The organism is Streptomyces coryli (assembly GCF_011044975.1).
GTDB classification, from domain to species: Bacteria; Actinomycetota; Actinomycetes; order Streptomycetales; family Streptomycetaceae; genus Streptomyces; species Streptomyces coryli.
Genome location: NZ_JAAKZV010000245.1, coordinates 1 through 11,829, shown reverse-complemented (window position 1 = coordinate 11,829; position 11,829 = coordinate 1). Strand labels below are relative to the sequence as shown.

General features: G+C 70.5%; 12 protein-coding genes. 5 read left to right on the top strand and 7 right to left on the bottom strand.

Annotated elements, in window-relative coordinates; genetic code table 11:
• Nucleotides 1-129 (bottom strand): acyl-CoA carboxylase subunit epsilon (locus G5C51_RS34365; RefSeq protein WP_165243406.1); only part of this gene is annotated, 129 nt, incomplete at its 3' end.
• A gap of 63 nt (nucleotides 130-192) precedes the next feature.
• Nucleotides 193-1,776: an acyl-CoA carboxylase subunit beta gene (locus G5C51_RS34360; protein WP_240930117.1), complete on the bottom strand. Its 1,584-nt coding sequence runs from the start codon at nucleotides 1,774-1,776 to the stop codon at nucleotides 193-195.
• A gap of 298 nt (nucleotides 1,777-2,074) precedes the next feature.
• Between G5C51_RS34360 and G5C51_RS34355 the strand changes: the two genes are divergently transcribed.
• From G5C51_RS34355 to G5C51_RS34340, 4 genes are all read left to right on the top strand, one after another.
• The gene (locus G5C51_RS34355) at nucleotides 2,075-3,121 is read left to right on the top strand and encodes a type III polyketide synthase (protein WP_165243403.1); all 1,047 of its coding nucleotides are present in this window, start codon (nucleotides 2,075-2,077) and stop codon (nucleotides 3,119-3,121) included.
• On the top strand, nucleotides 3,118-4,335 hold the full coding sequence (locus tag G5C51_RS34350; RefSeq protein ID WP_165243402.1) for a cytochrome P450: 1,218 nt from the start codon (nucleotides 3,118-3,120) through the stop codon (nucleotides 4,333-4,335). The genes G5C51_RS34355 and G5C51_RS34350 overlap by 4 nt, the downstream gene beginning before the upstream one ends.
• A 33-nt stretch (nucleotides 4,336-4,368) precedes the next feature.
• Nucleotides 4,369-5,055 carry a TetR/AcrR family transcriptional regulator gene (locus tag G5C51_RS34345; RefSeq protein ID WP_165243401.1) on the top strand — a complete coding sequence of 229 codons (687 nt, stop codon included), beginning with the start codon at nucleotides 4,369-4,371 and terminating at the stop codon, nucleotides 5,053-5,055.
• 98 nt (nucleotides 5,056-5,153) lie between these two features.
• Nucleotides 5,154-6,284, top strand: coding sequence for an FAD-dependent oxidoreductase (locus tag G5C51_RS34340; RefSeq protein WP_165243400.1), 1,131 nt, complete (start codon nucleotides 5,154-5,156; stop codon nucleotides 6,282-6,284).
• A gap of 15 nt (nucleotides 6,285-6,299) precedes the next feature.
• Here the strand turns inward: G5C51_RS34340 and G5C51_RS34335 are convergent, their stop codons facing one another.
• The 5 genes from G5C51_RS34335 to G5C51_RS34315 all read right to left on the bottom strand — a co-directional run bounded on the left by G5C51_RS34335 (nucleotide 6,300) and on the right by G5C51_RS34315 (nucleotide 11,238).
• Entirely contained in the window at nucleotides 6,300-6,995 is a 696-nt protein-coding gene (locus G5C51_RS34335) for a helix-turn-helix transcriptional regulator (RefSeq protein WP_165243399.1), read from the bottom strand.
• 147 nt (nucleotides 6,996-7,142) lie between these two features.
• The gene (locus G5C51_RS34330; RefSeq protein WP_206314642.1) at nucleotides 7,143-8,381 is read right to left on the bottom strand and encodes a hypothetical protein; all 1,239 of its coding nucleotides are present in this window, start codon (nucleotides 8,379-8,381) and stop codon (nucleotides 7,143-7,145) included.
• Nucleotides 8,374-8,940, bottom strand: coding sequence for a DUF6114 domain-containing protein (locus G5C51_RS34325; protein ID WP_240930115.1), 567 nt, complete (start codon nucleotides 8,938-8,940; stop codon nucleotides 8,374-8,376). Before G5C51_RS34325 ends, G5C51_RS34330 begins: the two co-directional genes overlap by 8 nt.
• Before the next feature lie 135 nt (nucleotides 8,941-9,075).
• Nucleotides 9,076-9,699 carry a DUF6230 family protein gene (locus G5C51_RS34320; protein WP_165243398.1) on the bottom strand — a complete coding sequence of 208 codons (624 nt, stop codon included), beginning with the start codon at nucleotides 9,697-9,699 and terminating at the stop codon, nucleotides 9,076-9,078.
• Between the two features lie 564 nt (nucleotides 9,700-10,263).
• Nucleotides 10,264-11,238, bottom strand: coding sequence for a tetratricopeptide repeat protein (locus G5C51_RS34315; protein WP_165243397.1), 975 nt, complete (start codon nucleotides 11,236-11,238; stop codon nucleotides 10,264-10,266).
• A gap of 197 nt (nucleotides 11,239-11,435) precedes the next feature.
• On the opposite strand from G5C51_RS34315, the gene G5C51_RS34310 reads away from it, so the two are divergent.
• Nucleotides 11,436-11,829 (top strand): TetR/AcrR family transcriptional regulator (locus G5C51_RS34310; RefSeq protein ID WP_165243396.1); only part of this gene is annotated, 394 nt, incomplete at its 3' end.

Sequence of the window (11,829 nt, the reverse complement as noted above, 5' to 3'; positions counted from 1 at the left end):
GTCCCACCCCGCCCGCCGCGGGACCACCCGCCCGGCAGGACGACCACGACGGCCCGCCACAGCAGTCAGCACCGCCGTCACAGCAGCGACCTCGTCGGCATCAGGACACCCTCGTACGACCCGGAACATCGCATCCGGCGCGTCTGCCGTATCCATCGCAGATTCACCTCCCGGCGCCGTAAGGCGCCATCGTCACGCCGGCGGATTCCCATGCTTCCGCGACGGCAGCTCAGAGTGCTTCGACCGCAGCATCGCCAGCGCCCGGCACAAGACCATCCGCGTCTCCGCCGGATCGATGACGTCATCGACCAGCCCCCGCTCAGCCGCGTAATACGGGTGCATCAACTCCTGCCGGTACTGCGCCACCAGCCGCTCCCGCGCCGCCTCCGGATCATCGGACTCCGCGATCTCCCGCCGGAAGACGACATTCGCCGCGCCCTCCGCCCCCATCACCGCGACCTCGTTCGTCGGCCACGCAAAAGCCAAGTCAGCCCCAATGGACCGCGAATCCATCACGATGTACGCCCCGCCGTACGCCTTCCGCAGCACCAGCGAGATCCGCGGCACCGTCGCATTGCAGTACGCGTACAGCAGCTTCGCGCCATGCCGGATGATCCCGCCGTGCTCCTGCTCGACCCCCGGCAGAAACCCCGGCACATCGACCAGCGTCAGCAACGGCACGTTGAACGCATCGCACAGCGTCACGAACCGCGCCGCCTTCTCCGACGCCTCGATGTCCAGCACCCCGGCCAGCGCCTGCGGCTGACTCGCCACGATCCCCACCACATGGCCCTCCATCCGCGCCAGCGCACAGACCACGTTCCCCGCCCACCCCTCATGCACCTCGAAGAAGTCCCCGTCGTCGACGACCTCCTCGATCACATCCCGCATGTCGTACGCCTGCGCCGGATCCGCCGGCACCACATCGATCAAGCCCTCGCAGACCCGGTCGACCGGGTCCTCGCACTCCACCACCGGCGGCAGCTCGCGGTTGTTCGACGGCAGCAGGGACAGCAGGACGCGCACGTCCTCCAGGCACGTCTCCTCGTCGTCGTACGCGAATCCGGCCACCCCGGACGTACGCGAGTGCACATCGGCGCCGCCCAGCTCCTCCAGCGACATCCGGGCGCCGGTCACGGCCTCGACCACATCCGGGCCGGTGATGAACATCTGCGACACCCCCCGGACCATGAACACGAAATCCGTCAACGCCGGCGAGTACGCCGCGCCCCCCGCGCACGGCCCCAGGATCACGCTGATCTGCGGTATCACCCCGGAGGACGCCGCGTTCCGCCGGAAGATGCCCCCATAGCCCGCCAGCGCCGTCACCCCCTCCTGGATACGCGCCCCCGCGCCGTCGCACAGCGCCACCAGCGGTGCCCCCGCTTCCTCCGCGAGGTCCATCACCTTGTGGATCTTCTCCGCGTGCGCCTCGCCCAGCGCACCGCCGAAGATCCGGAAGTCGTGGGCGTAAACAAACACAGTCCGGCCGTCGACAGTGCCCCACCCCGTCACCACCCCATCCGTGTACGGCCGCTTGTTCTCCATCCCGAATCCGGTCGCCCGGTGCCGGCGCAGCGGCTCGATCTCCGTGAAGGAGTCGTCGTCCATCAGCAGCGCGATGCGCTCGCGGGCCGTCAGCTTGCCGCGGTCGTGCTGCGCCTGGGTCGAGCCGGGGGCCGGGCCCTGCACGACCTCGTCCCGGATCCAGGCGAGTTCGGCGAGCCTGACCTGCTTCTCGGACGGGGGCTCGGTCTGCGCCGCCTTCGCGGCCATCGCGGTGCTCGGGTCTTCAACTTCGGTCATGGCGGACCTCCCGCACCCCACGAGGGGGTGACGTAGCTTGCCCACCCACCGTGCGGTGGCCACCCGAACGGAGGCACCCGCTCGGGTCCCTGGTACGGCCAGTCGGGTGATAACCCGCCTCCGCCCGAACCGCGGGTTTACCCCCGCCCATCAGGAGCAACCAGCACATTACCTACGTATTACCTTAAGTCGTCCCCTATCGGCATCGATTGCGCGCTCCTCTCCGGTCGGTGAACCTTTGATCAAAGCGAGAGAAGGGCGCACCACCATGGCGACTCTGTGCAGACCGGCCGTCTCCGTCCCGGAGCATGTCATCACCATGGAGGAGACACTCGAGCTCGCCCGCAGACACCACGAGGACCATCCACAACTGGACTTGGCGCTGCGGCTGATAGAGAACACCGGGGTCCAGCAGCGGCACATCGTGCAGCCCATCGAGGAGACGCTGAAGCACCCCGGCTTCGAGCACCGCAACGCCGTCTACGAGGCGGAGGCCAAGACCCGCGTCCCCGCGGTGATACGGGAGGCGCTGGACGCGGCGGAGCTCAGGCCCGCCGACATCGACACGATCATCTACGTGTCCTGCACCGGCTTCATGATGCCGTCGCTGACCGCGTGGCTGATCAACACCATGGGCTTCCCCAGCCACACCCGGCAGATACCGATCGCCCAGCTCGGCTGCGCGGCCGGCGGCGCCGCGGTGAACCGGGCGCACGACTTCTGCCAGGCCTATCCCGAGGCCAATGTGCTGATCGTGTCCTGCGAGTTCTGCTCGCTCTGCTACCAGCCGACCGATCTGGGCGTCGGCAATCTGCTCTCCAACGGCCTCTTCGGCGACGGCATCGCCGCCGCCGTGATGCGCGGCCGCGGCGGGACCGGCATGGACCTGGAGCTGAACGGCTCGTACCTGGTGCCCGAGACCGAGGACTGGATCTCGTACGCGGTCCGCTCCACCGGATTCCACTTCCAGCTCGACAAGCGGGTGCCCGGCACGATGGAGCCGCTGGCCCCGGCGCTGAAGGAGCTGGCGGGTCAGCACGGCTGGGACGCCACCGACCTGGACTTCTACATCATCCACGCGGGCGGTCCGCGGATCCTGGACGACCTGAGCAAGTTCCTCCAGGTCCCGCCGGACGCCTTCCGCTTCAGCCGGGCGACGCTGACCGAGTACGGCAACATCGCCAGCGCCGTCGTCCTGGACGCGCTCCGCCGCCTCTTCGAGGAGGGCAGCGCCCGGCACGAGGGCAAGGGCATGCTCGCCGGCTTCGGCCCCGGGATCACGGCGGAGATGTCGCTGGGCAGGTGGATCGCGTGACCGCGGAGACCACCACGGACACCCGCCCGCCCGTACGCTTCTGGCCCGCCCTCGACCTGCACGGCGTCGACTTCAGCCCGGTGCTGCGCAGCCTGATGCACGAGGGTCCGATCACCCGCATCCAGCTGCCCAACGGCACCGGCTGGGCCTGGCTCGTCACCCGCTACGAGGACGTGAAGGCGGTGACCAACGACGACCGGTTCAGCCGCGAGCGGGTCGTCGAGGCGGACGTCACCCGGCTGGCCCCGCACTTCATCCCGGTCCCCGGCGCCGTCGGCTTCGCCGACCCGCCCGACCACACCCGGCTGCGCCGCGCGGTGGCCCCGGCCTTCACCAGGAAGGGCGTCGAGCGGGTACGGGAGCGGGCTCGGGCCCGGCTGGACGAGCTGGTGGACGGGGTGCTCGCGGACGGGCCGCCGGCGGATCTGACCGAGCGGCTGCTGATGCCGTTCCCGCTCGCGGTGATCTCCGAGGTGATGGGCGTACCGGCGAAGGACCAGCAGGCCGTGCACGACTGGACGTACGACATCCTCTCGTCGTCCAAGGGCGTCGACCGCAGCGAGCGGGCGAAGCACGAGATGGCCGCCTTCTTCAAGCAGCTCATCGCCGACCGGCGGGGCAGCGGCGAGGAGGACGTGTGCTCCTCCATCGCGGCCGCCATCGACAGCGGCGACATCAGCGCCGAGGAGTCGACCGGGCTCGCCATGCTGATCCAGATCGGCGGCGAGGCCGTCACCAACAACAGCGGCAACATGCTCTACATCCTGCTCACCCACCCCGAGCATGCCGAACGGCTGCGCCGGGAGCCCGAGATCCGCCCGCGGGCCGTCGACGAGCTGCTGCGCTACATCCCGCACCACGCCGCGGTCGGCCTGTCGCGGGTGGCGAAGGAGGACGTCGAGGTGTGCGGGGTGACGGTGAAGGCGGGCGAGGCCGTCTACAACTCCTACACCGCCGCCAACCGGGACCCGGATGTCTTCGCGGAGCCGGAGAAGATCGACTTCGACCGGACGCCGAACCCGCACCTGGCCTTCGGCCACGGCCCGCACTACTGCGTCGGCAGCCTGCTGGCCCGGCTGGAGTCCGAGCTGCTGATCGGCGCCCTGCTCGACCGCTTCCCGGCCTCGCTGCGGCTGGCGATGGCGCCGGAGGACGTCCCGTTCCGCAAGGGTGCGCTGATCCGCGGGCCGGCGGCGCTGCCGGTGACCTGGTGAGTTGTAGCTGACCGGTGCCGATAGGGTGCCGCCATGCCAGATTCGCCAGGCAAGCCCGCCCGTACGCCGGTCAGCCGGCGCGACCGCCCGGCGAAGGCGCCGCTCAGCCAGGAGGCCATCGTCTCCGCGGGCCTCGACCTGCTGAGCAGCGAGGGGCTGCCGGGCTTGAGCCTGCGCAAGATCGCCACGGCCCTCGACACCGGTCCGGCATCCCTGTACGTGTACGTGTCCAACCTCGACGAGCTGCGCGCCCTGGTGCTGGACCGCGCACTGGGCGAGGTGGACCTGGCGGCGGGTGCGGACGGGCCGCCTCGGGAGCGCCTGAAGGCCGTCCTGCGCTCGTACCAGGACGTGCTGCTGTCCCGCCCGGGGCTGGCCCGGCTGGCGTCGACGACCATGGCCCGCGGCAAGGGGGCGCTGCGGCTCACCGAGACGCTGCTCGACTGTCTGGCGGAGGCCGGCGTGGCCGGGCGGGACGGGGCCTGGGGTGCGGATCTGCTGCTGCTCCAGGTGACCGCGAGTGCCGCGGAGAAGAGCGCGTGGGAGGAGCAGGGTGACGTGATCGAGCAGGTCAAGCAGACCTACGAGCACGCGTCCGCCACCGACTATCCGCGGATCCACGCGCTCGGTGAGCAGATCTTCAGCGGGCACGGCGAGCGCTGGGACTGGGCGCTGGACGTGGTCATCGAGGGGATCGCGCGGGTCTCCGGCGACCGCTGACGAATGCCGTTTTTGACGAACACCATTCGTTCGCGTTACCGTGAACGAACACCATTCGTTACGAACGCGATTCGTGCAGCAGAAAGGCAGGTGCCCTCATGACCACCCCCACGCACCACCCCATAGCCATCATCGGCGCCGGCCTCGGCGGCCTGACCCTCGCCCGCGTGCTGCACGTGAACGGCATCGAGGCGGCCGTCTTCGACCTGGAGGCCGGGCGCGAGGCCCGCACCCAGGGCGGCATGCTCGACATCCACGAGGAGAACGGCCAGGTCGCGATCCGCGCGGCCGGGCTCTACGACGGCTTCCGCGCCCTGATCCTCCCCGGCGGCGAGGCCACCCGCGTCATGGACAAGCGGGCCACCATCCGCCACGAGGACCTGAGCGAAGGCGGCCGCCCCGAGGTCGAGCGCGGACAGCTGCGCGACCTCCTCCTCGACTCGCTCCCCGAGGGCACCGTCCGCTGGGGCCGCAAGGCCACCGCCGTCCGCCCGCTCGGGGCCGGGCGGCACGAGGTCACCTTCGCCAACGGCGAGACGATCACCACCGACCTCCTGGTCGGCGCGGACGGCGCCTGGTCGCGGATCCGCCCGCTGCTCTCCGCCGCCTGGCCGGCGTACACCGGCGTCTCCTTCATCGAGAGCGACCTCTACGACGCCGACGCCCGGCACCCGGGCTCCGCGGCCGTCGCCGGCGGCGGCTCCCTCATGGCGGTCAGCGACCGCAAGGGCGTGTTCGCCCACCGCGAGAGCGACGGCAGCCTGCACATCTACACCGCGGTCCGGACCGGCGAGGACTGGCTCGACGGCATCGACTTCACCGACACCGCGGCCGCGAAGACAGCGGTGCTGGCGCGCTTCGAGGGCTGGGACGACAGCCTGCGGGCGCTCATCGCCGACTCCGACACCCCGCTCGTACCGCGGAAGCTCAACGCCCTGCCCGTCGGCCACCGCTGGGACCGCGTCCCCGGCGTGACCCTGCTCGGCGACGCCGCGCACGTGATGTCGCCGTTCGCCGGCGAGGGCGCCAACCTCGCGATGCTGGACGGCGCGGAGCTGGGCGAGGCCATCGCCGCCAGCCCCGGCGAGGTGGAGAAGGCGCTCACCGTCTACGAGGAGGCGCTCTTCCCGCGCAGCGCCGAGAAGGCGCAGGAGTCGGCGGACGGCGTCGAGATGTGCTTCGCCGACGACGCGCCGCGCGCGCTGGTGGAGATGCTCGCGGGGAACTGAAGGGTCCTGCGGCCCTCAGCCGACCCGCTCCCAGAAGTGGTCGAGCACATGCGTCAGGAACTCCTCACCCGCGCCCGACTCCGGCGCCCGTTCGCCGCCCGGGGAGCCCCAGTTGAGGGTGCTGACCATGCCGCCCTGGTAGTCCTCGTGCAGGCCCTGCAGCGCCTGCTCGATGCGGTGCCTGGGCAGCGGGACGAGCTTCGCGACCTGGCGGACGTATGCCTGCCAGCGGGTCGTCGCCGCGTCCCGCAGCAGGCCCGCGAGCTTCTCCGTGCGGCCGGTCATCTCCAGCAGCACCGGGATCGGCAGCCGCAGCAGCCCGGCCAGCTCCGCCGCCTGCCGGTCGGTGCCGGTCCAGTCGCCGCTGGCCTCCATCGCGGCGTACGACTCGGGCTCCACGCCGATGTGCCGGGCCACGTCCTCGACGGCGAGACCGGCCGCCATCCGGTGCTCCCGCAGCCGGCTCTCCCCGCCCATCAGATCGGCGGGGGCGCACCACAGCGCGCCCGCGAGCGCGGCGAGTTCCTCATGCGTGGGGCCGCCGTGCCCGGCCTCCCAGGCGGCGATCGTACGGGCGTCGACGCGGCGGCCGTACGCGGCCTGGATGCCGTACGCGACATGCTCGTGCCCCATGCCGAGGGCCTCGCGCAGCCGGCGTGCGGCTACGGCGTCGAAGGGCGGCGGCAGCGGGCCGTCCGGGGGCGAGGACACTCCAGGCACGCTAGGCGGCGCGCGGCCCGGTGACCATAGGGCGGAACGCCGAAGAGCGTTGCCGTAGGAACGTACGAAAGAACGCGGGTCCGCCCCCGCAACCTGGGGTCGGACCCGCGTTCTGTTGTGCGGCTCCCGGAGAAAGCCTCAGTTCGGCGTGCTGTACTGCTGCAGCCCCGGCACCGTCAGCGTGCCGCCGAACTGCGCGGCCAGCGTGACCTTGGCGTCCGTGACGATCGAGATCGGCAGCGGGATGGGCGGCAGCGGCAGATCCACGTTGAACTTGACCGGGATCAGCCCGAAGAGCTTGCCCTCCAACTCCTCCACGTACAGCGTGACCTTGCCGCCGCGGAACTTGGAGGTGGTGCCGGGCCCGCCGTCGACGTGGCCGACGGTGCCGTCCGGGTTCTTGAACTCCTGCTTCATGTTCTCGATGTCGATCGTGTCGCACTCGATCTTCATCACCGGCTTGATCTTGCCGCTCGCCGTACGGACCTTGACGATGCCCTTGTAGACCTGGTTGGTGTTCGTCAGCTTGGTCGTGTCGAGCGTGTACGGCGTGTCCGACAGCAGCGGGATGCCCTGCTCGACATCCGCGTCCGCGAGAGCCTTCGGGTCGGGGGTCGGGCACGGGAACGGCTCCTTGCCGTTCTCGGGGTTGCCGTCGGCCTTCTCCGAAGCGTCCGGCTTCGGCTTCTCGGTCGCCTTGTCCAGCAGGTCCTTCGCCGGGTTCGACGACTCGTCGGCCTTCGGCTCGGACGACTCGGTCGGCTCCGGCTTCGGCTCCGGCGACTCGGAGGTCGGCTTCGGCTCCGGCTCGTCCGCCTCCGGCGAGGAGGTGGTCGGGCTGGGAGTCGCCGACTCCTTGTCGTCCGGGGTGAAGAAGTCCTTGATCTTGTCGCCGACACCCAGCGGGTCCAGCGGGTTCTTGGACTCCGACTCCGACGGCTCGGGCTCCGGTTCGGACGAGGACGACGAAGCCTCCGGCTCGGGCTCGTCGGCCTTGGACTCGTCCTGCTCGCCGGTGGCGTCCGGCTTGGGCAGCAGGCCGTCGGACTTGTCGTCCTCCGACGGGCTCGGCTTGGCGGAGGACTCGGACGGCGAGGGCGAGGGCTTCTTCTCCTCGTCCTTCTTCGCGTCCGCCTTCTTCTTGTCCTCCTGCGGTTCGCACTCGTCGCCGGAGAAGGGGTTCTCGATGTCCTTGGCGGACGCCGCCTTGTCGGGGGCGCCCTCGGCCGACGCCAGCCTGGGCGTCAGCGTCATCATCGTGAACACCGCCGTCGGCATCGCCGCCAGCGCTATCGCCTTGCCGGCCGGCATCTTGGCCTTGGCCAGCACCGACCGCCTCGGGGCCGCGTGCCGCGGCCCGCTGCGCTGGTCAGCCACGATGCCGTCCTCCCACCGCGTTCACCGTACGACCGCCATCGTCCAGCGGCGGGAAGGGGTCGCCGCCGGCGGCGTCCGTACGGCCGAGCAGGTCATCGAGAGCGGTGTCGTCCGGCTCGGTCTGCGGTGAGCGGCCCTCCGGCTCCGCCGGGTCCTCGCCGCTCTCCTTGCCCGGCGCCCACGCGATGGCAAGCGCGCCGCCGCTCATGGACAGCAGGAATCCGAGCAGGAATCCGCCGAGGTTGGAGATCGGGATGGACACCAGCGCCAGCACGATCGAGGCCACGCCGGCGAAGACCCGTACGACCTGGTGGAACCACATGGTCAGCCCGAGGGTGACCAGCAGGATCCCGATGATCAGCGCGCCGGCGCCGGCGGTGGTCGCCATCCGCACGGTCATCTGGCCGATCTTCAGGTCGGCGTAGGGGAAGTAGGCGATCGGCAGGCCGCCCAGAATGGTCAGCAGTCCCGCCCAGAACGGCCTGGTGCCGCGCCAGCCGCGGAACGCAAGCCGCCAGCCGCGGATGCGCTCACGCAGCGCTGGAGACTCGTCGGTCATGGAGAACAGCTCCCTGGAACCCGCGTGCGCGCGGGAAGTCGGTGTGGCCGGGGCGGGCGGGGCGGCCCCCTGCGGGGTGCGCGCCGCCCGCCCGGTCGCGGGCCGGGTCAGGCGCTACTTACTGCCCTCGCGGGCCTAGTAGCACTCGTTGTCGCCCTTGTGCAGGCGCACGCTGAGGTTGCTGAGCTTGAAGGTCCCGGCCGTGGTGGCCCAGATCTTCTGCTTGGCACCGGAGAAGACGGCCCGGTCGGCCTCCTGGGCGAAGCTGCCCTTGCTGGTGTGGTCCCCGGGGCTGATGCCCGGGCCCTTGGAGCTGCTGCCCGCCGCCACACCGATGTTGATGTTGGTGAAGGTGGCGTCGGCGTCCGCCTCCGCCGTGTCGATGTAGAGGTTCTTGCCCTCGACCGGCTTGCCGGCCTTGGTGCCCGCGGTCAGCTTCAGCGACACGGTGCCGATCAGCGGCACGTCCGGGGTGACGACCGACTGGCAGAGGTTGTTGATCTTGGCGTTCTTGAAGCCAAGCACCGCCACCGGGACGTTCTTCCCGTCGACCTTCTTCTCGTACGAGCCGTACTGGACGAAGCCCTGGCCGTCGAGCTTTCCGGCCGTGACCTTGGCCTGCTGGCCCGACACGCTGAACGACGCCGCAAGTGCGCCCTGCGACATCGCGACGCCTATCGCTGCCGTCGCGGCAACGCTGGGCACCATGACCACAGCGAACCGCTTCCACCTGGTCCCGCCACGCGTCTGGGACGCCATTCCCATCCTCCTTCTCGGACGTACATCTCGCGCCCCGGCCCGCCCTGACTGAGCGGAAGGGTCCCGGGTGCGGAGATGGGAGAAGTGCTCACGTCCTCGGAAGGAGACGCCCATGGCGTTCACCTCCGAGCGACAACCGCTGGCCGCACGGCGTGCGGCCGGAAAGGACAGGCACCGCCCTACTGGTGGTGACCCCCCTGCCCCTGACCGGTTCCCGGTGGGTTCCGGCCACTCGGCGGGGTTCCTGCTCCGCGGGCTCTCAGCTGGGGACTGAGCTGCGGTTGCAGGTCCGAGCACAGGCGATCGTGGTGCATGGGAGAGGTGGCGCACAAGGGGTTCATTACTTGCGAGTAACGCGACGGTGTCGGGAAGGCGTTCGAGAGGCGGAAAATCGGCACTCACGGTCGCCGTGAAAGTCGGCAAATCCCCGGGATCAAGGACCGCAATCCGGACATTAGACAGATCGTCAATTACCCGCAGTAACAGCGGCCGCGATGGTCAAGATTTGGCAAAGCCGCGGCCGCCGTTACTCGATGGTTATCAGCTGGTGAGCAGGTCTTTGCCTTAGAAGAGCACCCGGGCGAGCGCCGACCGCGCCGACACCACCCGCGGGTCGTCACCGCCGATGACCTCGAAGAGCTCCAGCAGCCGGACCCGCGCCGCCTGCCGGTCGTCGCCCGCGGTCCGCCCGACGGTCTCGACCAGCCGGCCGAAGGCGTCCTCGACATGACCGCCGGCCAGATCCAGGTCGGCGGCGGCGATCTGCGCCTGCGCATCGGCGGGATTGTCGGCGGCGTTCTTGCGCACCTGCTGCGGATCGAGGCCCTGCACCCGCTCGAGCAGCCGGGCCTGGGCGAGACCCAGGGTGGCCTCGGTGTTGCCCGGGTCGTCGGCGAGCACGTTCTCGTACGCGCGAATGGCGCCGCCGAGGTCACCGCTGTCGAGGGCATCGCCCGCCGCGGCGAGCACGCCGTCGTACGGACCTTCCGGCTCGACAGCCTCCTGGGGCTCCTCCCCCGGGGCCATCGGCACCTGCTGGGTGCCGACGATGCCGAACTGCTGCTCGGCGGCCTGAATCAGCTGGTCGAGGACCTGCCGGATCTGCGCCGCGGGCGCCGCGCCCTGGAACAGCGGCACCGGCTGCCCGGCGACGACGGCGAACACCGCCGGGATGCCCTGCACGCCGAACTGCTGGAAGAGCAGCTGATTCTTGTCGACGTCGATCTTGGCGAGAATGAACCGGCCCGCGTACTCCTGGGCGAGGCCCTCGAGGATCGGGCTCAGCTGCTTGCACGGCTCGCACCACTCGGCCCAGAAGTCGATGACCACCGGCACCTCGGTGGACCGCTGCAGGACTTCCTCCTGGAAACCCGCCTCGTCGACATCGATGACGAGGGCCCCCGCGGACGCCGCGGCGGCTTCCGGGTTGTTCGCCCGTTCCGCCCGCGCCTGCTCGGCCTTCTCCTTGGCCTCCGCGGCCGCCTTCACCGCGGCCAGGTCGACCGCTCCGCTCATGGACATGTTGCTGCGTGGCTGCATGCGTCCATACTCCCCGATGCGGATGCGGTCAGGCCCGCGCCCCCGGTGGATTGGCTGGGGGCACGGACCCATTTTCGCTCAGAGCTCATGAGTCAGGGGTTACGCCCGGGTCCCCACCCGGGCGCGCGGTTGCCGCTCATTTCGCTACGACCAGTAGCGTAACCGATGCTTGTGACTGCCGAGTAGGGTTCCCCGTTATGAGCCGCACCACCCCCACACCGCCCCGCCGCAGCGGCCGCCCCCGCAGCGCCGCCGCGGACCGCGCCATCCTGGACGCCACACGTGCCGCGCTCGTCGAACTCGGCTGGTCCGGCCTGACGATGAGCGACGTGGCGGCGCGGGCGGGCGTCGCGAAGACCACCCTGTACCGCCGCTGGCCGGGCAAGAACGAGCTGGTCGTGGAGGCGGTGGCGGCGCTCTTCGAGGAGCTGACGCTGCCGGATCTGGGGAGCCTGGAGGCGGATGTCCGAGGTGTGGTGCTGCAGTTCGCGGCGCTGCTGTCGCGCCCTGAGGCGCGGACGTCTCTGATGGCGGTGGTGGCGGAGGGGGCGCATGACGCGGCGCTGCGCTCCCGCATCCGCGAGGCGATCG